Raw genomic sequence first — 19,763 nt, forward strand, 5'->3', positions numbered from 1 at the left:
CGATTAAGTAGAGCTGCGGAGCAGCAGATATGTACCCGCAATACCGAAGAGAAGATCCGGCGACCATGCTGCGAGCAGAGGTGGCAGCGTACTGACGTTGCCCATAGCCTCAAATACTCCGGCTACCACCCAATAGGCGATGGCCAGCCCAATCGCGGTGGCTATGCCTGTGAGACTGCCCTTCTTGCCCATGGAAAGCGAGAAGGGAATTGCCAGGATTGCCATCACCAGAGTAATTAGTGGGTATGCAACTTTGCGGTTTAGTTGCACGCTGAGCCGCGTCGTATCGAATCCGCTCTGCTTCAGATCGGAGATGTAACGCGAGAGTTCTCCGTAAGACATCTCTTGCGAGGGGATATTCTCCTTCTTGAAGTAGCCCGGCTGCTCTCGAATCTCAGGGAACGTAGCTACGGTAAAGGGCTGGTACGATGCGACGGTCTCTCCGGCAAAGGTGCGCTGCCAACCATCGTCGAAGATCCAACGATTGACCCGAGGGTCCCATCGTGCGCTGGAAGCAAAGATGCGCCGTTGCAGCGCGAAGGAGTGGGGTTCGAACTCGAAGACGCTCAAGTTCGCGAAGACGTTCTTATCCGCGTCGAAGAACTGATAATAAAAAATCCGTGAAGGCTGGCCGGAGTCTGTCGTCTGTCCTGAGATCCATTTGCGGTCTGGGCGCAGAAAGGTCTGGGCGGGCTTGTCTTTGATGACCGAGAGCAGAGCCTCCTGCCTTCGGTTGGCAGCAGGCAGATAGAGTTCGTCAAAAGCGAACAGTCCTGCGGAGATCATCAACGTCACGATGAGCACGGGCGTAATGATGCGATACAAGCTGATGCCGGTAGCCTTCATCGCCGTGATCTCGGAGCTGCGGCTTAGAGCGCCGAAGGTGACCAGCACCGCGACCAGCGCGCAGAGTGGCGTGACGTTGTAGAGAATGAAGGGGATGAGGTTCAGAAGATACTCGCCCACGGTAAACAGTGGTGTGCGATTGCGGAAGATGTCGCCGATCAGCTCAAAAAAGGTGAAGATGATGGAGAGCGCCGAGAAGCTAGAGAGGATCAGCGCGAAGTTGGCAGCGTATTCGCGCATGACATAGTCGTCGAGCAGCAGTGGAAACTGAATACGGAAGGTTCGACGAAACCGCCGCAAAGTTGTTGCGATATCCGGAGTCAGGTTGCTTGCTATGCTCTCGTTCCCGCCACGCGAAATCAGCCGCGCATAGAGCTTATTGATCGAACCGCCAATGCTTGAGAAGATGCCGAGCGCGAGGTTTCCACGAGACATCTGGTAGAGCAGGATGATGCCCGCGCCTGTGAAGATAAAGTTGGCTCCCCATACTCCAAGGAAGGGCGAGAGCTTGCCATTCTTGGCGAAGGCCACTCCCACCGACGACAAGAAGTAATAGATAAAGACCAGCAAAATCGTGAGCACGAAGCCGGTCGATTTTCCCCCGCGTTTGGAAGAGAGGCCGAGAGGCACGCCGACCAGCATCAGCACCAGGCATGCAAAGGGATAAGAAAAACGCTTGTGAAACTCGATGCGGTAGCTGCGTGCTAAGTTCTCCGGCACTCCGGCCTGGTTGCTGCGATGCCAAAGCTCACGCAGTGGAAGTGCAAGAATCGGTGTATCGACACGGCCCAGGTGTGTGTCGGGCGGCGCCTCTGTTTCGATAGGAATATCCGTCGAAGAAAACGTAATAATGTTGTACTGGTTCGGATTATTTGCCGTGGTCTCATGCTGGCCTCCGTCGATCATGTGCAGGCGGATGGTCTGAGCGTCAGCGGTGCCGGGAGTTCCGGCCACGACGATAGCACGTTCTGCCGTCGTGATGTGTGGTGTGGCAGGCTGCGTGAGATCGGCTAGAAACACATGGTCCCAGAGCGCGGCTCCGGCGGCGGGCTTCACATTCTGAATATAGAGAACATAGTTCCGAAAATCTTCATAGAAGACTCGCGGCTGTACTTCAAAGGAGGCCTGCGAAGACTTCAGCGTATCTCCGAGCTGCAGCAGACCGGCAGAGGCGCGCGGCCCAAGATAGAGAGAGTTGAACAGTCCCAATCCCAGGGCGACGACGGCTACGATGGAGACGATACGCACAAAGCTCATAGCGCCCATGCCGCTGGCACGCATCGCCGTAATCTCGCTGTCGGAGGCAAGGCGGCTGAGGCCGAGAAGAATGCCGACCAGCACTGCCATCGGAATGGTGTAAGTAATAGCGCTCGGCAGTGTATAGGCGAAGACCAGGAAGACCTGGCCGATGGAAGCCGATTCGCGAACCACCAACTCAAGGATCTTGCCGAGGTCGCGCATGAAGAGCACAAAGGTGAAGAGAGTTCCGCCCAGCAGAGCGTAGGAGGTGACCTCGCGGAGAATGTAGCGGGTAAAGATGCGCATGGACAGATAGTTGCCTGGATTGAGTTTATCGCGGGCGCAGGTATGCAGGTGAGCGGAAGATCAGCAAAGCGCAGATATTCTCGCTACACCACGAGGTTCCTTTGATGCTGAACGCCGCTATCGGTCTCAACGACGGATCCGAGCCTGTCGGAGCCATCGCCAAAACGTTTGCGGAGGAACCGGTTCATTGGGTCGGAGAAGAAGCGCGCGACAGCCTCACCCAGCAGCCCTGCAATCACAATGACAGTGATGAAAAGGACTGGCACACCCCGCATCGGCTTGCCGAGCCTGACAAATAAGTTAAAGAGGGCAAACACCACGAACATGTGAGTGAGATAAACCTCATAGCTGCGTTGGCCTAGCTTGCGAAGCGGACTGAGCACGCGTGGGCTTCTCCATTGGGTCTGCGCTGCCGCCGCGACAAGCATACAGGTGCCCACCGCGAGAATCGTCATGTTGAGGCCGTTGCGGCCAAGCCCCCAGAGGTATGCCCGGATGGAAAAGCAGAGGCTAAAGATGAGCAAAGCTACGCCTGCGCCGCTAAGCATCCAAAGCTGCAGTCGAGAGAAGCGCAGCCGCGATACCGTCAGTGCCGTCAGGCAGCCAAGGGCAATTGCGTCCATGCCTCCGAGATAGGAATACTCTTGCCAAACCTCGTTCCCGTGAGTAAGTACCGTGCGACCGAAAGGACCAAGGACGACAAACGCCAGCAGAAGCGTGATGAGCAGCTTGCCTCGGCCAAAGAGTCGACAGACCAAAGGGAAGAAGAGATAGAACGTCTCTTCAACAGAGAGCGACCAGAGGACGTCCCAATTGCCCGGGAGATACCCACGACGCGCTTCAAGCAGGTTGACGTGAAAGGCGAGCGCCGCAAGCAGCGCTCGTCCGAGCCCTCCAGTTTTTGCCGGGACAACGAAGTTCTTGATATGTGCGAAGTGAAGGCCACTCAACACTGCCAGCAGCAGGAATAGAAGAGGAGCGATTCGTGCGAAGCGTAGCTGGTAAAAATCGTGCACGTTGACAGCCGACAACGTTCCCCACCGGCGAAGTGTCGTGGAGGTAATGAGAAAACCGGAGACCACAAAAAACATCTGGACACCGAATTGGCCGTTCCATACCAGTGAAAATACAAGCTGATGAGGAAGTCCTCTGGTATACGGCACTTTTGCGCCAAGCAATCGCATGTTGACGTGGTTCATCAGCACAAAGAAGATTGCAAGGCCTCGGAGTAGATCTACCCCGTCCAGCCGTCTCCAGCTTGCTTTCAGATTTACCGGTTCGAATGGCATGTCTCATGATCCGTCATGAATCGAGAGCGCTCATTCGAAAAAAGCAGCTATGTGGCTAGTGGTGTGTTCTTAGTAAACGTGCACGCCATAAGGCGCGGAGTGTCAGATAGTTCTGTCGCTTTTATAAAGCCGTGCGGCTACTCCCCTTCTTCGGTGAATTGGTTTTCACGGGCGATACGCTGCATCATCTTCTGCTCCGCCCGTTCCTTGACCTTGTCAATCTGATGAGTCCAGAAGCGCTCATACGTCTTAACCCAGTCGTGCACAGGCTTCAACTCTTTTGGGTTCAGACGGTACATTCGCGACTGGCCGCACTTGCTTACGGTTACGATGCCAACCCTGCGCAGCACACTCAGGTGTTTGGAGACGGCAGGCTGGGGCAGGCGAAGCGTCGAAACGACCTCGCCGACTGCGTGCTCCTTGCCGTCTACAAGTACGGCGATGATCTCGCGCCGTCGGGGTTCTGCGATTGCGTTGAAGACATCGGTTGTAGTGGCAGCGCGTGGCATATAGATATAATATTCTTATATAGGAATATGTCAAGCGAAGAAATGCTGCACCTGCAAGGATGATATAGAGCAGGACTTCACAGCTTATGGAATCAAGTTAAGGATTAGCGACGAATCGATAACCGATGCCGCGCACAGTAAGAAGATGCTGTGGACTGCCGGGATCGTCTTCGATGTAGCGGCGAAGACGCACAATGAAATTATCGATGGCGCGCGTATCGGTATCCTCGTGAACACGCCACACCTGTTCAAGGATGTCCTTGCGCGGCACAATCTGGCCTTCGCGATCGGTGAGGTAGCGTAGAAGGTCTGCTTCCATCATTGTCAGATGTGTTGTCCGATTGGGCGCAACTAACTCGAGCGCATCGAAGCGAATGGTGCGATGGTTGAAGCTGTATTCGTCCGGCGGCAGCTCCGCAGGCGCGGGCGTATTTTGCCATGCGGCCCGGCGCAACAGAGACTTCAGTCGCATCAGCAGGATGCTCAGCTCGAAGGGTTTTGGCAGATAATCGTCGGCACCCGCTTCGAGTCCCTCAAGAATATCCAGTGGACGAGCGCGTGCCGTCAGCATCAGCACTGGCGTATATCGCCGGGCCTCGCGCAGAGCATGAACAATGGCAAAGCCGTCCGTGCCCGGCAACATACAGTCCAGCACGATGGCAGCGATCTTGTCCTGCGTCTTCAACAGGTACTCCAGAGCAGCATCGCCATCAGACTCGTGATGTGTGGCATAGCCTTCCGCTTGAAGATTGAACAGTAGCCCCTGCGCAAGATGCTCTTCATCTTCAACGAGGACGATCAGTGTAGCAGTCGATTCTGTCATCATTTATCCGGTTTCCCCTCGGGGCCCGCTAACGGCAACGTAAAGGTGATCGTAGTGCCAAGGCTCGTGCCGGCGCTCGATGCAGTAACATCTCCGCCGTGCTGGCGCGCAATGTTGCGTACCAGGAACAGACCCAACCCGGTTCCCTTGATCTTGACCATGGAGCGCCCAGGCACGCGATAAAACCTGCGGAAGATGCGCTTGTACTCATTGGAGGGCAAGCCCATGCCCTTATCGGTGATGCGCAGTGTGACCCACGTATAACGTGTGATGGCCAGCGAGCAGCGAACATGCACGCCATCGGGCGAATACTTGACAGCATTGTCGAGTACGTTGACGATCGCGGTGCGCAGGTCCTCTGGAATACCGATGACCTGCAGACGTACGGCGCCCGACACCGGTTCGAGGTAGATGCTATCCGCTGCAAGGTGATGCCGCTGCAGCGTGACCTGGATACACTCCTCAAGCAGCGTTTCGATGTCGATGACGGTGCGATTCTGCTGACGATGGCGCTGGCCCAGTTGACCGGCCTTCAACACCTGTTCCACGGTGGCCAGCAGCCGATCTGAATCCGCCAGCATGATCTTATAGAACTGTTGCCGCTGCTCTTCTTCGACGGGGCGGCGTTGCAGGGTCTCCAGATAAAGGCGGATCGAAGCGATCGGCGTCTTTAGCTCGTGGCTGACGGCGTTTAAAAAGGAGTCCTGCCGCTCGTTGCGGCGAACCTCTCGCACCAGAAAAACCGTATTGAGGACAACTCCCGCGATCAGCAGGCTGAAGAGGATAACGCCAAGCACCGCGAATGCGACCGCGCGGTCATTAAGAATGATCCACCCGATATTCAGCGCAATCGCAAGGCCCACAAGCAGGACGCCGAGCGTGATGAAGAAGGCGATGGTTCCGCGGCGTCGGGTAATATTCATGACCGTTGCTGAAAGTATAGCGGCAGGCATTAAAAAGCTAAGGCGTAGAACGGGGTTCCACGCCTTAGCTCCGGGTTTGATGCCGAATCTTACGCGCCTGCGGGCTTTGGGTTCTGCGGATCGAACTTGGCGATCTGTACCTTCTTCGCCAGGCCAATCTTCGAGAGCAGCCAGATGCCGTAGTAATTAATGTCGAACTCGTACCACGCCAGTCCATGCCGCGCGCTTACAGGGTGCGCGTGGTGGTTGTTGTGCCAGCCTTCGCCGCCGGTAAGAATTGCTACCCACCAGTTATTGCGCGAGTCGTCCTTGGTTTCGAAGCGTCGCTTGCCCCACATGTGCGTGGCCGAATTCACCAACCAGGTTGCATGCAGACCAACAGTGACGCGGAGGAATGTTCCCCATAGGACCATGCCGAGCGCGCCGACGATGCGATGGTCGGGACCGGCAAGGGCAGCGCCGATGGCAATCTGAAGGAAACCAGTCAATGTCAGTGGAACCCAGTGGTATTTGCTCAGCCACACATGCACTGGATCGCGGGTAAGGTCGGGAGCGTAACGACCCAGGAGCGCGGTCTCGGAGTGCATGGCGCGACCGGAAAGGATCCAGCCGGCGTGCGCCCACCAGGTGCCGTCGTGCGGTGTATGCGGATCGCCCTCATCGTCGGAGTTCTGATGGTGAACACGATGTGTAGCCACCCAGAAGATCGGTCCACCCTCGAGCGCCAACGTTCCGCACATGGTCAAAAAGTATTCGACCCATCGCGGCGTCTTATAGCCACGGTGAGTCAGCAGACGGTGATAAGCCATGCCGATGCCGACGTTGATCGCGAAGAAGTACATGATGACGAACGCAGCGAGATTCTTCCAGCTGAAGAAGAAGAGCGCGGCAATGGCGCCCACATGGAACAGCCCCATGGCAATGGTGGTGATCCAGTTGATGCGGCCTTGCTGATACTCGCGGCCCATGCGAAGGTCCTGCTTTACCTTCTGGCGGACTTCGGCGACAACAGGAATGACGCGTGCGGCGGCGGCCTTCGTCGTCGTCGTTTCTTCGGGCTTGGTAATCGTGGGTGACATATTGGGAGCGATCCTTTGTACTGCTGATCTCAACGCTATCAGCCATCAAAGCAGGCAGGTGTAAGACTTTTGTAATGGCTCCGTATTTCGTGCCTGCACTTTGTAAAACTTTTGTAATGCCACTAAGAAGAGTGGAGTTGTAAGGTAAATGGCATGACTTGTTCAGCGAAGTTTCTGACGGCTGCATTTACGGTTACCGTGATGACAGCAGGGGCCATTAGTGTTCTGGGCCAGACGATCAATCTGCCGAGTGGAAAGCAAATCGTAGGCCCGGTTCCCGGCAGTCCACAGCGTCTCAATAGCCTGCCCATCTCAATGGCTGTCTCGCGCGATGGTCGATACGTCGTCACTGTCAATGCGGGCTATGGAACCTACGAGTCCAATTACATGCAATCGCTTGCCGTGATGGACACGCAAACCGGCAATATTACTGATTTTCCCGACGACCGTACACTGGTCGGCGCAGGCCAGACGCTCTACTCCGGCCTCGCCTTCAGCCGCGACGGCCGTCATATTTATGCGAGCATGGCTTCCACTTCAGATCCAACCGGCAAACGAGCCAACGATACTGGCAACGGAGTTGTAGTTTACGGCTTCAGCGATGGCAGAATCTCACGCGAGCGCATGATTAAAATTCCTCTGCAGCAACTGGCTGCGGGCCGTAAAACCATGCTGGTTGGCGGCGTCGAAGGTGATAAGGGGATTCCGTTTCCTGCGGCTATCGCTGTTGTGGGTGGTGCCGGGACAGAGAAGCTGTTGGTCGCCGACAATCTCTCTGACGATGTACTACTGATCGACGCAAACTCAGGTGCGATACTCACGCGGTTCGATCTCTCAGAGAACAATACTGTGCCATCGACCTATCCGGTCGCTCTGGCTGTCTCGCCCGATGGCTCACGTGCCTTCGTCGCTCTTTGGAACGCCTCCGAGGTCGTCGAGCTGGATCTGAAAGGCGGCATCGTCGGTCGAAAGCTTTCACTGCTCAAGCCCAATGTAGCCACTGCTCCGGGAACACATCCCTCCGCGCTTGAGATCTCTCCGGACGGACAGACCATGTACGTTGCGCTCTCAAACCGCGATGCAATCGCGGCGATCAACATCAAGGCCACGCAGTTCGCTGTGAAGGGCTACTTTGATACCCGGCTCCCAGGTCAAAGCTACTTCGGTGCAGAGCCTGTGGCCCTCGCCCTTGGCGCGGGCGGAAGGCAGCTCTACGTTGCCAACTTCGGCTCGGATTCGGTTGCGGTGATCGACACCGCAAAGCTGACTGCTGGTGCTGCAAAGAAAGGCATGATTGAGCCCACGGGATTTGTGCCTACTGAATGGCTGCCGGTCTCGATGGCCTTTACCGGCGGCAAGCTCTACCTTGCAACCGACAAGGGCAAGGGGACCGGCCCCAACAACTTTCCGCAACGACGCACATCCCAGACCATTGCCGCGAAGAAATTGCAGGGTGCTACCACCTACATCGGCACCTTGCTCTATGGCTCCATGGTCTCGCTCGATATGGCAACGCTCGAACAGAATCTTCCGCGCTGGACATCTGAGGTTCTCGAGGCAAATCGTCTCAAAGCGGCTCAGCAAAAGCTGGTCTTCGCCAATGGCGGCAATCCAATCAAGCACGTCATCTACATCATCAAAGAGAATCGTACCTACGATCAGTTGTTCGGCGATCTCAAACAGAACGGCAATGCAGTTGGCAACGGTGACCCGAGCCTGACCATGTACGGCGAAGACGTTACGCCTAACCAACACCGCATGGCGCTCCAGTTCGGCGTCTTGGACAACTTCTACGACTCAGGCGAGGTCTCGGGACAGGGGCATGTCTGGTCGAATGCAGCCATCGGCACCGACTATCTGGAGAAGACCTGGTCGCAGAACTACAGCCGTGGCCAGCGCACCTACGATTTCGAGGGCATGGTCGCGGATGGCTATCCCATTCAACAGAACATCCCCGATGTCAACGAGCCGTCGAGCGGGTATCTATGGGGTGATCTTGCCGCACACGGCAAAACACTCTATCACTTTGGCGAGTACATCTCCTCTACCTTTTGCAGCGACAAGGACGCGATGAAGCAGGTCGATTCGCAGCAAGGCGCGATGTCCGGCTCGACCAAGCTCTGTGTGCCGAAGTCGATCCCACCCGGTGGCCAGATTCCCGAGGTCTGGGGCGGCGGCATCAACAAGTGGCCGTGGGCGATTCCTCTGCTTGCGCGCAACGTCGCCACCAAGCCCGAACTCGTCGGACACTTCGCTCCGGAGCAGCCGGACTTCAACCTGATGGTGCCCGACCAGATTCGCGTTGCCGTCTTTCTTCGCCACTTCAAAAAGTGGGTCGCTGACCGTAATGCCGGCAACGACACAATGCCTAACTTTGTCATGCTGAGAATGCCCGACGACCACACTGCTGGGACTCGTCCCGGCGCGCCAAGTCCTAAGTCTTCTATCGCCGATAACGATCTGGCCATCGGTCGCGCTGTCGATGCGGTTTCGCACTCCGCCTACTGGAACGACACCGCGTTCTTCATTCTTGAAGACGACGCGCAAAACGGCGCAGACCACGTGGACGCTCACCGCAGCATGGCCCTCGTGATCAGCAAGTATGCTCCGCGAAAGGCAGACGGAAGTGCATTCGTCGACAGCCGCTTTTACACTACAGTCTCAATGATCCGTACGATGGAGATGGTTCTGGGCCTTCCTCCGATGAATAACAACGATGCCTTCAGCAGCGCGATGACGCCTGAATTTACCGGTCCCGGTGATCAGCCGCCGTTCACCGCGGATTACGTGAATCGCGACAACGGCCTGATCTACACTGCGAACAAAAGAACCGCGCCCGGAGCAAAGCAGTCCATGAAGATGGACTTTCGTCACGCCGACCGGGCCGACTCCCGCAAGCTGAACGTGATCCTGTGGAAGGACGCGATGGGTGACAAGCCGGTTCCAGCCCAGTTGTTGATTCACTATAAAAAGGTGAAAGATGACGATGATGATTAGCGAGTAAACTGACCTGAGCACATACCCTCAGGAGAACTCTTCTCAATGTCCAACTCGCACAGTTCAAACCTGCCCGCTCCCTTTCGCCTGAAGCCATGGTTCAGCGAGCGTGTATGGGGTAAGAGTGATCTCCTTCCTTGGTATGAATCAACCGGCACCAATGAGCTCGTCGGAGAGGCATGGCTCACCGGCCCGGCGAGCATCGTTGAGACCGGTCCTTTCTCCGGCAAGACCTTCGAGGAGATGTCCGGCAGGATTGGCGGTGAGTTTCCCTTGTTGGTCAAGATCCTCTTTCCCAACGACAAGCTCTCCGTTCAGGTTCACCCCGACGACGTTCAGGCCCAGGCCGCAGGGGAGACCCGCGGCAAGACGGAGTGTTGGTACGTCCTCGAAGCCGTCCCCGGTGCCACCGTCTCTCTCGGCCTCAAGTCGGGAGCCGGCGCCGCAGAGGTAGCAGCTTCGGTAGCTGATGGAACTATGGAAGAGCTGTTGGAACAGGTTTCCGTCTCGGTTGGCGACATGATCTTTGTGGATGCAGGAACCGTCCACGCCATCGGGCCTGGCGTCGTTCTGCTTGAGACCCAGCAGACCAGCGATGTCACCTATCGCCTCTACGACTACGGTCGCCCGCGTGAGCTGCATCTGGAAAAGGGAATCGCCGTCATCAAGGCGAAGACCAAGGCAGGCAAAGTCGAACCTCGTCCGATGGACGGCTTCGTTCGCCTGATCGAACAGGAGTATTTCACCGTAGACCGCTTCGATGTTCCCTTTGGCGAGATCAAAATCCCAGCCACTGGCCCAGCCTGCCTGGTGAGCCTCTCCGGCTGGGGCACGGTGAAGAGCGCTCACGGCTCAACCGGCCTTAAGCCCGGTCAGGCGGTCGTTCTTCCTCAAGGGACTGGCGATATTGTCATCGACGCACCGGCCGCCCTCTCTTTCGTCCGCTGCATGGCACCTGCAAGCTAACTCGAGACTGATTCGCGCACAATCAGCGCAGGAAGACGCTCAGTTCGCTGGCCGCATTGCGCAGATGCGGCAGAAACCGGGTTTGCATATCCATCACCGACATCCGCTGCGCATTTCCGCTCAGGTTGATCGTCGCCACTGCTCGCCCTGAAGGAGAGAATACTGGCACAGCCAGCGACCGCAGTCCAACCTCATATTCCTGATCGCAGATGGAATAGCCATTCCGCCGAATATTGCGCAGGTGCAGTCGCAGTTTTTCGATCGTGTTTACCGTTCGCGTCGTATACGGAATCAGTTCCACCTTTGCCAGATAGTTTTCAAGCTGTTCTGAAGGCAGATAGGCCAGCAGAATCCGCCCCATGCTGGTGCAATACGCGGGTAGACGGCTGCCAATATGCAGATCCACCGACATCACCCGGCTAACGCTCGTCCGGGCAATGTAAACAATGTCTTCCCCATCGAGGGTTGCTACTGAGAAAGATTCACGCAGCGCAGCCGACATCCGCTCAAGAATAGGCTGGGCCGCGCTCGACAGCGTATTGGAAGCCGTATAGGTATGCGAGAGCGTCAGCATCCGCGGACGCAGCGAGTAGCGCGACCCATCTTCCGCTCCTGCAAAACCCAGCTTGGTCAGCGTATAGAGACACCTCCGTACCGCGGCGCGCGAGAGGCCCGTCTTGATGCTGAGCTGCGAGATCGTCATCTGAGGTGCTTGCTGAGTGAACGCCTGGATCACGATGAGTCCGCGCGCCAACGATGTCATGAAATTCGGGTCGCCGGTAAAGACTTCAAGAGCAGCAGCAGGGCTGGTTTTTGGTGCGTCAGGCAGAGGAGCAGTCGCCGGTGTTGCGGTGGACGGCGTAGAACGGCGGGGAGCGAGACTCATTGCAATCCTTCCATGCCGGAATCGCTCGAGTAAAAGCAGGGACCGATAGCCGGACTATATATACGATAAACGCACATAGAAATTGTTGCAAGATGCTACTGTTCCCGTCTTGTGGAGAACCAGATTCAACAAACGTTCAGACTTCGGCACTAAACTATAGGCAGTCAAACCCGGATGAGCACTATCAAAGGAGAAGCAAAGCGTATGGCAACACAACTTGCACCTGTCGGCGAACGGAAGGCATTCAAAGCTCTTCAAACCCACTTTCAGCAGATTGGCGGCAAGCATCTGCGTGAGCTATTTGCCGAGGACCCCGCGCGCGGAGACCGATTTACCGCGGAGACAGGCGGCATATTTCTTGACTACTCGAAGAATCGCATCACCGACGAGACCCTGAAGCTGTTGCTCCAACTCGCTGAGGAGTCGGGACTGCGAGAGAAGATCGAGGCGATGTTTCGCGGCGATAAGATCAATATCACGGAGAACCGCGCCGTTCTGCACGTCGCCCTGCGCGCTCCGAAGGGCGAGTCGATCGTTCTCGACGGCGAAGATGTCGTTCCCGCAGTGCATGAGGTGCTGGACAAGATGTCGGCTTTCGCCGACCGCGTTCGCAGCGGCGAGTGGAAGGGTCACACCGGCAAAAAAATTCGCAATGTTGTGAACATCGGCATTGGTGGCTCGGACCTCGGCCCGGTTATGGCCTACGAAGCGCTGAAGTTCTATAGCCAGCGCGATCTCACCTTTCGCTTCGTCTCCAACGTCGACGGCACCGACTTTGCCGAGGCTGTTGAAGACCTCGACGCGGAAGAGACGCTGTTCCTCGTTGCCTCCAAGACCTTCACCACGCTCGAGACCATGACCAACGCCCACACCGCGCGTGACTGGGCACTGGCAAAGCTCGGCGATGAGAAGGCAGTGGCCAAGCACTTCGTAGCCATCTCGACCAATGCCAAAGAGGTAGCAAAGTTCGGCATCGACACCGCAAACATGTTCGGCTTCTGGGACTGGGTTGGTGGCCGCTACTCCATGGACTCGGCCATCGGGCTGTCGACGATGCTAGCCATCGGGCCTGACAACTTCCGCGCCATGCTCGCCGGATTTCACGAGATGGACGTGCACTTCCGCACAACGCCTTTTGAGAAAAATCTGCCTGTGTTGCTCGGCTTGCTCACTATCTGGTACACCGACTTCTTCGATGCTCAGACCGTGGCGATCCTGCCTTACGAGCAATACCTGAAGCGTTTCCCGGCTTATCTCCAGCAGTTGACGATGGAGTCGAACGGCAAGCATGTCACCCTCGATGGAGAGTTGGTTGATACCCTGACCGGTCCAATTTACTGGGGCGAGCCAGGCACTAACGGCCAGCACTCGTTCTATCAGCTCATTCACCAGGGCACGCGGCTTATTCCCTGCGACTTCATCGGCTTCTACAAGACGCTGAATCCGCTGGGGCGCCATCACGATATGCTCATGGCCAACGTCTTCGCGCAGGCCGAGGCACTCGCCTTCGGCAAGACTGCCGAGCAGGTCAAGGCCGAGGGCACACCCGACTGGCTGGTGCCGCACCGCGTCTTCGAGGGCAATCGTCCCTCAAACACAATCCTCGCTGACAAGCTGACGCCTGCTGTTCTCGGCAAGTTGGTCGCGCTTTACGAGCACGCTGTCTTAACGCAGGGTGCAATCTGGAACATCGACTCGTTCGATCAGTGGGGCGTCGAATTAGGCAAGGTGTTGGCGCAGAAGATCATCGGCGAATTGGAGAGCGAGACCGAACCGAAGCTGGCGCACGATACCTCCACAACCAACCTGATTCAGCGGTATCGCAAGAACAAGTAGCTTTGTCTGTTGCGATGAAGAGCGATGCTCGTCCTTCGGGGCGGGCATCGCTGTTTTAACGGGAGAGCGCAGCCAGCACGTCTGCCGGTTCCGGACGGACACGAAAGTCTGCATGAGCTTCGCTGAAAGCTACTGTTCCGTCCTGCCGGATGACGAAGACGGCAGGCAAGGGAAGCCGCCAACTCGCTTCGGTGGCGTTGTGATAGCTCAGCCCGGCGTTGTTGAAAGGGATGTTGACGAGGATGCTCTGGTAGTAGCGCCGGTGCTGCGCGGGAATTGTGTAGGCGATCCCAAATTTTTCAGCCACTTCCGCACCGGGATCGGCAAGCAGAGGGAAGGACAGAGCGTGCTGCTGCATCATGAAGTCATTTTGTCGTGGCGTCTGCGGCGAGATGGCGACAAAGAGCGCACCGCGTTCGCGGAGCTGGGGATAAAGCTCACGCCAGGTCTCCAGCTCAGTGACGCAATAAGGACACCACCGTCCACGAAAGAATTTGACGACCAGCGGCCCCAGGGCCAGTAGATCGGCAGACTGTATCGGCTTTCCGCTACGTGTGTCCTGCAAGGAAAAACTGGGAGCAATGCTTCCAACGGGAAGGATACGGTCTTCGATTCCAGTAGCGAAGAGGTCCGCTGTAGCTTGTTCGGAGATAGCCAGGCGCTCAGCCTGTACGAGCTTGCGAGTGTTTTGCGTGATGCGATCGAGTTGGTCTTGAAGAGAGGCGGCCACATGTCATTATCGCAGCCGCCGTAATCCCGCGTCACATTGTGCCGAGCAGCTTGATGAGGCGATCAAACCCTTCTTCCCGCGCCTTCTTATTCGCCGGTGTAGGATCAGGAGCCTCGCCTGCTCTCATAAACCCATGTCCCGCGCCATCGTAGATGATCGGCTCATATTTCTTGTTCGCTGCCTTCATCGCCTCGGTAGTAGCTGGAACAGTGGCGCTGATGCGAGCATCGTTGCCGGCATAGAAGCCATAGACAGGCGCGGTAATCGCAGCAAGATCGGATGGCGGCGGTCCATAGAAGACAAAGGCAGCTGAAAGATCATGGCGGTGAGTGGCAAAGGCAAAAGACTTTCCGCCGCCCCAGCAGAAGCCTGTCACGGCAAGCTTTCCGTTGGCCGAGGGGATCTTCTTCGCATAGTCCGCTGCAGCGTCGAGGTCGGCGTTAACATCGTCGGGGTTCAGACCGGAGACAGCTTTGACGGCATCGTCCTGACTGGCGAACTCGCTGAATCCGCCGCCATGCGGGCCGTGACCCGAGAGCAGGTCCGGTGCGATAACGATGTAGCCTTCGGCGGCGATCTCATCGGCCATCTCTTTGGCCCAATCGGTAAGGCCGAAGATCTCGTGGATGAGGACGACCACCGGAGCTTTGTGGCTGACCTCGGGATAGACAACGAAGGCCTGCACCGTGCGATCACCATGCTTGAGCGAGACGTATTCATGGTGCCGAGGAGACTTGTCGAGCCGCGCTTTGGCCCAATCCTGAGCGTGAGCGGCAATCGGAAGAAACAGAAGGAGTGCGAGAAGTTTAATGGCAGCGCGTCGCATGCAGGGAGTGTAGTCCCGCATGCGACGCGCCGACAAGCAACAATTGTGTCAATTGAACGAGCGTCGTCAAGCCGTGGTCAGCTTCAATGTGATGCCGATATCAGCCGTTGTCGGGCGATTCGACGGTAGCGTGACGCGAAGGGCGTCTGCATCCTGCGTGAACTTCAAATGGCCGTCATACCCCAGCATCGAGGCACTGGTAATCTTTGCCGGATTCTGAGGACTGGAGGTGCCGAGCGCAGCAATCGTAGCCGCTCCTTCCGGCCAACCCTGAACGAAGGCGTAGAGCGCATCGCCCTTGGTGGTAAAGCGAACGTCGCTGGCTGTCAGGTCGGGCTTTTTGCCCTCGTTGGGATCGAACTCCTGGCCGTTCGAACGAATGACAACCTTGGTTGATGGGCCTTCACCATAGATCTTCCATGGTCGCGTGGCATAGATACCTTCGCTGTTGACTGCCATCCATGCGGTGATGCCGTTAAGGGTGACCATCTCTTCGAAATCCAACTCGCCCGAGTTAGGCAGGGGAAAGTTGAGCAGAAGGTTGCCGTTCTTGCTGACGATATCGACGAGCAGGTCGATGACCTTCTTTGCGGTCTTATACCTGACACCACGTTTATAATGCCACTCGCCGATGCAGGTGTCTGTCTGCCAGGGAACAGGAGAGATGTCGTCGAGCACGCCGCGCTCTCGGTCGAGCGCGCAGGTTCCCGTCGCGCAGTCGGTAGTCGTCTTGCTGTTATAGACGGCTTCGACTTTGCCGCCATGTTTAGCTGCGCTGAGGTTATAGAGATTGGCGACTAGCGAGAGTCCATACTCGTCGAAGGGAATTCCACCGTCTGTATACAACAGATCGGGCTGATGTTGATCCACGAGGTCCTTGATGCGGTTGAAATATTGCTGCTTCCACCAGTCGGGCGCAACACGGCCCATAGCTTCGGCGGTTTTGGCGAAGTTCGCGGGTTCGCCCGAGTAGTCGTGATACAGGTCTTTATAGGCAGGAAGGACGCCATCGTAGGGGACACCTGCGAGCGGCCCGGTGGAATCGCTGGTGTGAGCAGGTGCCAGCCAGTCGAAGGAATTCGACAGGTGTTCGCTGACTCCGAAGCGAAGGCCGCGCTTGCGTGCAGCGACTTTCCACTCGCCGACGATGTCGCGCTTCGGCCCGATTGCTTTAGCGTTCCAGCGAGGCTGGTATTTGGAGTTCCACATGTCAAAGTTGTCGTGGTGAACTCCCATGGAGAAAAAGTACTTGGCTCCAGCTTTGACGTAGAGATCCATAAGATGCTCAGGGTCCCAGCGAGCAGCTTTGAACTGAGGGACAAGATCTTTGTAGCCAACCTTTGATGGATGGCCGTAGGTTTCGACGTGATAGTTGTACTGGGCGGAGCCCTGGATGTACATGTTGCGCGCGTACCAGTCACCGTCTTCAACGCCGGATTGCGGTCCCCAATGAGACCAGATGCCGAACTTGGCGTCGGCGAACCATGCAGGAATGCGATAGGCAGCCAGCGATTCGCGGGTGCCTTGGAACGGCCCGGCAGCGATTGGAAGAGTTGCGGCGAGAGAACGCCGGAGAGCGAGAGCCGGCGCTGTGGCAGCGAGGAGTTGCAAAGCTTTGCGACGAGTAATGTGCATGTCGGAGCGGTTCTCCATTGGAAGATTTTTACACTGCCAATGTAGTGACCGATGACGATAGATGCAAATTGACGACGGACGCTGCACTTAAGCCCATTCTCCCGACGCGGCGAAGAATGGGCTCGTGCAGCTAGATAACCCTGAGTAAAAGCAGGATGAGAACAATAAGCAGGATGAGACTGATGCTGCCACCGCCGTAATAACCGAGTCCCGGACCGAGGCGATAACCTCCAAAACCAAATATCAGAATCAGAATAATGAGAAGAATCAGCATGTCACGTCTCCCGTGGCGGCGAAGTTTCGCTCGCTGAGGAGTGAGATGCAGTTTTTCTTATATGTGCAATAAGCAATTACAAATTAGGCTGCGAGAGATTGCTTCGCTGGTAAGCGATGCCTGCCTTGAAGTTGCCTGCGATGCGCTCGGATTTAGTAATGATGATGGCGGCATGATTGGGAGCCATGACTTCTTTGGCTGTTTCGGCGAAGAGCTCGAGCCAGCGGTTGAAGTGGCTGGGCTCCAGCGGGAGTTGAAGGTGGGTCATCATAGGGTCGCCTTTGTAGCGACCAGTGGTCAGCATGACGGTAGACCAGAAGTTTTTGAGCAGGGCCAGGTGAGCGGGCCAGTCCTCAATCTTCTCGTTGAAGATGGGGCCGATCTCGGGGTCGACCTGTACCTTGGCATAGAAACGGTCTACCAGGTTTGAGATCTCTTCTTCGGTAATTTTGTCTTCCGCCATTTTGGTTGCCTCTTTCTTTGTGCTCTGCTGCATGGCCCGTTACTTTTTGCTTCTAGGTGGAGTACCTCTCCCCCTCTGCACTTAAGTCCTAAAGTCTTCGAAGTAGAGACTTTAAGTCTGGACTTCGGTATGACTTCAGATGACAAAAGCCCGGCTGTTTGCCGGGCTTCCTAAGGCTTATTTCTGGATTGAGTTTATCAGCGGTGTCAAGATTTTTGCATCGAATGGCGGCTGGCTGAACCTGAACGGACCACAACTTTGGGAGCGATTCGGGTTTTATCAGATAGGCCCAAGCAGAGCGCATGGGTCGCCAGGAAGTCCGGAAGACTCCGGATTCTGGTGAGGAGGTAGTGGTGAAATTTCTAAGATATGTTGCTTTGCTTTCGATCTTCTTGATCCCGGTGACGTACTCGCAGGCTCAGGTCTCAGTTGGCATTGGCGTAGGCCCTTATGCCTATGACGGCTATGGCTATGGGCCGCCGGTTTGTTCTTACGGATATTACGGATACCCTCCGTACTCCTGTGCTCCTTACGGGTACTATGGCCCGGCGTGGTTTAGCGGCGGAATCTTTATCGGGGCTGGGCCGTGGTATCGGCATGCCTATTATGGCCGTGGCTATTACGGATATCGTGGTTACGGTTATGGACGCGGTTATGGCTATGGTCGTGGCTATGCGTATGGACGTGGCGGCTATGGCGGAGGATACCGCGGCGGCTACAGCGGCGGACACGGCTACGGCGGCGGTTTCCACGGTGGAGGCGGTCATGGTGGCGGCGGACACCGGTAATTCTGCCAATTGATTTACGGTAGGGCAAAACGTCCACCTCGCTCTGAGGTGGGCGTTTTGTTTTAAGGCGATGGCTTAGACGACGTTGCGTTTGAGCTTGTTGCCGAGCCAGAGGAGCAGGAAGCTGACGGCGAGGAAGGCGATGGTGATGACGGCGCTGTGGACGGCGACGCCGGCCCAGCCGCCGGGGGCTTTGTTGGGGTCGATGAACCAGTAGGGATACCAGTTGGTGAAGGCTCCGCGGATGAGCGAGTAGGCCAGATAGGCGATGGGGTAGATGACCCAGAACCAGATGTGTCTGGGGACGAGCGTGGCCTTGAGCGGCTGGATGAGCCAGTCGAGCACCATGACGACGGGCATGAGGGAGTGGACGACGAAGTTGGTCCAGGGAATCATGCCGCTGTCGAGGTGGCTGAGGAGAAGGCCGAAGACGATGCCGACGATGGCAATGGAGACGGTTGCGCTGCCGCGGGTGATGTCGTCGGCTTCTGTGGGGGCTTTGTCGCGGATGAGGTGAGTTGCTCCTGCGAGGAGGACGATGGCTACGAAGAGATTGGTGAGGATGGTGAAGAAGCTGAAGAAGTTGGCGGCGCTATTGCCGGTGCTGAGGACGGAGTCGATGAAGGATGTGGCGAGCGCGGCCAGGGTGAGGAGGCCGAAGAAGAGGCGGGCGGCGGCTAGGGGGTAGCGTTTGGCCATGCTCCACTATGGGGGATGTGGGGGGTGGGGTCAACGGTCCTCGCGCATCTCTCCGGGGAGGGGTGCCCCACATCTCGATTTTGAGATGTGGGTTTCGCGGAACGATCTCTAAGGCTGGGTGATTAAGACCGGGGGCGGTTCTTCCAGAAGATAGTGGCGATAGGATGACCAATGCCAGTCTTCGGGCTGCATAACGAGGCTGCGTTTGACCGGGTTGCGGTGCATGTACTTCAGCTTCTCGACCCGCTTGTCGTGGCTGAAGACGTTGAAGTCGTAGTAGCGGGTCTGCCAGAAAGGGCGTTCCGTGAGGCGTCTGGCGACGGAGATCTTCAGGGCTTGAAGGGCCTTCGATAAGAGATCGTCGGGAGGTTCGCTGACGAGCAGGTGGACGTGCTCCGGCATGACGACGTAGCCGAGGATTTCAAATTGGTAATGGTTGCGGGTGCGCTCGAGGGAGTCGAGGAAGATGTCTCTTGAGGCTGGAGTGTTGAGGTAGGGTTTGCGGTGGTGACAACTGAAGGTGATGAAGTGGTCGTCGCCTTCTTGTTGGTATCGCTTTAGGCCGAGCGGCATGGGGTGATTTTAGGGTATCGGGTTCGCGCTTTGCGCGAATGCCCACATCTCAAAATCGAGATATGGGGCACCCAGC

Annotated in this window: 18 protein-coding genes; 4 read left to right on the plus strand and 14 right to left on the minus strand. The window is 56.7% G+C overall.

All coding sequences use genetic code 11. The annotated features are described in order from the left end of the window. Nucleotides 1-3: 3 nt before the first annotated feature. The 6 genes from IEW09_RS14085 to IEW09_RS14110 all read right to left on the minus strand — a co-directional run bounded on the left by IEW09_RS14085 (nucleotide 4) and on the right by IEW09_RS14110 (nucleotide 7,014). On the minus strand, nucleotides 4-2,391 hold the full coding sequence (locus tag IEW09_RS14085; protein WP_188554837.1) for an LptF/LptG family permease: 2,388 nt from the start codon (nucleotides 2,389-2,391) through the stop codon (nucleotides 4-6). An 83-nt stretch (nucleotides 2,392-2,474) separates the two neighbouring features. Further along, on the minus strand, nucleotides 2,475-3,680 hold the full coding sequence (locus IEW09_RS14090) for an acyltransferase family protein (RefSeq protein ID WP_188554838.1): 1,206 nt from the start codon (nucleotides 3,678-3,680) through the stop codon (nucleotides 2,475-2,477). A gap of 137 nt (nucleotides 3,681-3,817) precedes the next feature. Further along, on the minus strand, nucleotides 3,818-4,189 hold the full coding sequence (locus IEW09_RS14095) for an ArsR/SmtB family transcription factor (RefSeq protein WP_188554839.1): 372 nt from the start codon (nucleotides 4,187-4,189) through the stop codon (nucleotides 3,818-3,820). 97 nt (nucleotides 4,190-4,286) lie between these two features. Then, nucleotides 4,287-5,012, minus strand: coding sequence for a response regulator transcription factor (locus IEW09_RS14100; RefSeq protein WP_188555263.1), 726 nt, complete (start codon nucleotides 5,010-5,012; stop codon nucleotides 4,287-4,289). Then, nucleotides 5,012-5,935 (minus strand): sensor histidine kinase, encoded by a 924-nt coding sequence (locus tag IEW09_RS14105; protein ID WP_188554840.1) that lies wholly within the window; start codon nucleotides 5,933-5,935, stop codon nucleotides 5,012-5,014. The genes IEW09_RS14100 and IEW09_RS14105 overlap by 1 nt, the downstream gene beginning before the upstream one ends. 89 nt (nucleotides 5,936-6,024) lie before the next feature. Then, the gene (locus IEW09_RS14110) at nucleotides 6,025-7,014 is read right to left on the minus strand and encodes an acyl-CoA desaturase (protein WP_188554841.1); all 990 of its coding nucleotides are present in this window, start codon (nucleotides 7,012-7,014) and stop codon (nucleotides 6,025-6,027) included. Between the two features lie 153 nt (nucleotides 7,015-7,167). Here IEW09_RS14110 and IEW09_RS14115 point away from each other — a divergent pair, with 153 nt between their 5' ends. Then, the gene (locus IEW09_RS14115; protein WP_188554842.1) at nucleotides 7,168-10,011 is read left to right on the plus strand and encodes a bifunctional YncE family protein/alkaline phosphatase family protein; all 2,844 of its coding nucleotides are present in this window, start codon (nucleotides 7,168-7,170) and stop codon (nucleotides 10,009-10,011) included. Nucleotides 10,012-10,056: 45 nt separating this feature from the next. Next, nucleotides 10,057-10,977, plus strand: a complete 921-nt coding sequence (locus IEW09_RS14120; RefSeq protein ID WP_188554843.1) for a type I phosphomannose isomerase catalytic subunit — start codon at nucleotides 10,057-10,059, stop codon at nucleotides 10,975-10,977. 22 nt (nucleotides 10,978-10,999) lie between these two features. Here the strand turns inward: IEW09_RS14120 and IEW09_RS14125 are convergent, their stop codons facing one another. After that, on the minus strand, nucleotides 11,000-11,863 hold the full coding sequence (locus IEW09_RS14125) for an IclR family transcriptional regulator domain-containing protein (protein WP_188554844.1): 864 nt from the start codon (nucleotides 11,861-11,863) through the stop codon (nucleotides 11,000-11,002). A 204-nt stretch (nucleotides 11,864-12,067) separates the two neighbouring features. Here IEW09_RS14125 and pgi point away from each other — a divergent pair, with 204 nt between their 5' ends. Next, nucleotides 12,068-13,699: a glucose-6-phosphate isomerase gene (gene pgi, locus IEW09_RS14130; RefSeq protein WP_188554845.1), complete on the plus strand. Its 1,632-nt coding sequence runs from the start codon at nucleotides 12,068-12,070 to the stop codon at nucleotides 13,697-13,699. 55 nt (nucleotides 13,700-13,754) lie between these two features. On the opposite strand, the gene IEW09_RS14135 is transcribed toward pgi, so the two are convergent. The 5 genes from IEW09_RS14135 to IEW09_RS14155 form a co-directional block, all read right to left on the minus strand. Continuing rightward, nucleotides 13,755-14,429 carry a peroxiredoxin-like family protein gene (locus tag IEW09_RS14135; protein WP_188554846.1) on the minus strand — a complete coding sequence of 225 codons (675 nt, stop codon included), beginning with the start codon at nucleotides 14,427-14,429 and terminating at the stop codon, nucleotides 13,755-13,757. 31 nt (nucleotides 14,430-14,460) lie between these two features. Continuing rightward, on the minus strand, nucleotides 14,461-15,255 hold the full coding sequence (locus tag IEW09_RS14140) for a dienelactone hydrolase family protein (RefSeq protein ID WP_188554847.1): 795 nt from the start codon (nucleotides 15,253-15,255) through the stop codon (nucleotides 14,461-14,463). Nucleotides 15,256-15,321: 66 nt separating this feature from the next. After that, nucleotides 15,322-16,890, minus strand: a complete 1,569-nt coding sequence (locus IEW09_RS14145) for an alpha-L-fucosidase (protein ID WP_188554848.1) — start codon at nucleotides 16,888-16,890, stop codon at nucleotides 15,322-15,324. Nucleotides 16,891-17,020: 130 nt separating this feature from the next. After that, the gene (locus tag IEW09_RS14150; RefSeq protein WP_188554849.1) at nucleotides 17,021-17,164 is read right to left on the minus strand and encodes a DUF3309 family protein; all 144 of its coding nucleotides are present in this window, start codon (nucleotides 17,162-17,164) and stop codon (nucleotides 17,021-17,023) included. Nucleotides 17,165-17,240: 76 nt separating this feature from the next. Next, nucleotides 17,241-17,627 (minus strand): group III truncated hemoglobin, encoded by a 387-nt coding sequence (locus IEW09_RS14155; RefSeq protein ID WP_188554850.1) that lies wholly within the window; start codon nucleotides 17,625-17,627, stop codon nucleotides 17,241-17,243. 353 nt (nucleotides 17,628-17,980) lie between these two features. Here IEW09_RS14155 and IEW09_RS14160 point away from each other — a divergent pair, with 353 nt between their 5' ends. After that, nucleotides 17,981-18,415, plus strand: a complete 435-nt coding sequence (locus IEW09_RS14160; RefSeq protein WP_188554851.1) for a hypothetical protein — start codon at nucleotides 17,981-17,983, stop codon at nucleotides 18,413-18,415. A gap of 75 nt (nucleotides 18,416-18,490) precedes the next feature. Here IEW09_RS14160 and IEW09_RS14165 read toward each other — a convergent pair whose 3' ends face one another. Together IEW09_RS14165 and IEW09_RS14170 are read right to left on the minus strand one after the other, a co-directional pair. Further along, nucleotides 18,491-19,114, minus strand: a complete 624-nt coding sequence (locus tag IEW09_RS14165; protein WP_188554852.1) for a Pr6Pr family membrane protein — start codon at nucleotides 19,112-19,114, stop codon at nucleotides 18,491-18,493. A gap of 108 nt (nucleotides 19,115-19,222) precedes the next feature. Beyond that, complete coding sequence (locus tag IEW09_RS14170; protein ID WP_188554853.1) at nucleotides 19,223-19,687, minus strand: REP-associated tyrosine transposase; 465 nt, start codon at nucleotides 19,685-19,687, stop codon at nucleotides 19,223-19,225. Nucleotides 19,688-19,763: the final 76 nt, after the last annotated feature.

Origin of the sequence: Edaphobacter dinghuensis (genome assembly GCF_014640335.1) — a bacterium.
GTDB lineage: Bacteria > Acidobacteriota > Terriglobia > Terriglobales > Acidobacteriaceae > Edaphobacter > Edaphobacter dinghuensis.

Bases quoted from the DNA above. Each gene is read 5' to 3' on its own strand.
- IEW09_RS14085 (WP_188554837.1), bottom strand. From the start codon at position 2,391: ATGCGCATCTTTACCCGCTACATTCTCCGCGAGGTCACCTCCTACGCT.
- IEW09_RS14090 (WP_188554838.1), bottom strand. From the start codon at position 3,680: ATGCCATTCGAACCGGTAAATCTGAAAGCAAGCTGGAGACGGCTGGAC.
- IEW09_RS14095 (WP_188554839.1), bottom strand. From the start codon at position 4,189: ATGCCACGCGCTGCCACTACAACCGATGTCTTCAACGCAATCGCAGAA.
- IEW09_RS14100 (WP_188555263.1), bottom strand. From the start codon at position 5,012: ATGACAGAATCGACTGCTACACTGATCGTCCTCGTTGAAGATGAAGAG.
- IEW09_RS14105 (WP_188554840.1), bottom strand. From the start codon at position 5,935: ATGAATATTACCCGACGCCGCGGAACCATCGCCTTCTTCATCACGCTC.
- IEW09_RS14110 (WP_188554841.1), bottom strand. From the start codon at position 7,014: ATGTCACCCACGATTACCAAGCCCGAAGAAACGACGACGACGAAGGCC.
- IEW09_RS14115 (WP_188554842.1), top strand. From the start codon at position 7,168: ATGACTTGTTCAGCGAAGTTTCTGACGGCTGCATTTACGGTTACCGTG.
- IEW09_RS14120 (WP_188554843.1), top strand. From the start codon at position 10,057: ATGTCCAACTCGCACAGTTCAAACCTGCCCGCTCCCTTTCGCCTGAAG.
- IEW09_RS14125 (WP_188554844.1), bottom strand. From the start codon at position 11,863: ATGAGTCTCGCTCCCCGCCGTTCTACGCCGTCCACCGCAACACCGGCG.
- pgi (WP_188554845.1), top strand. From the start codon at position 12,068: ATGGCAACACAACTTGCACCTGTCGGCGAACGGAAGGCATTCAAAGCT.
- IEW09_RS14140 (WP_188554847.1), bottom strand. From the start codon at position 15,255: ATGCGACGCGCTGCCATTAAACTTCTCGCACTCCTTCTGTTTCTTCCG.
- IEW09_RS14145 (WP_188554848.1), bottom strand. From the start codon at position 16,890: ATGCACATTACTCGTCGCAAAGCTTTGCAACTCCTCGCTGCCACAGCG.
- IEW09_RS14150 (WP_188554849.1), bottom strand. From the start codon at position 17,164: ATGCTGATTCTTCTCATTATTCTGATTCTGATATTTGGTTTTGGAGGT.
- IEW09_RS14155 (WP_188554850.1), bottom strand. From the start codon at position 17,627: ATGGCGGAAGACAAAATTACCGAAGAAGAGATCTCAAACCTGGTAGAC.
- IEW09_RS14165 (WP_188554852.1), bottom strand. From the start codon at position 19,114: ATGGCCAAACGCTACCCCCTAGCCGCCGCCCGCCTCTTCTTCGGCCTC.
- IEW09_RS14170 (WP_188554853.1), bottom strand. From the start codon at position 19,687: ATGCCGCTCGGCCTAAAGCGATACCAACAAGAAGGCGACGACCACTTC.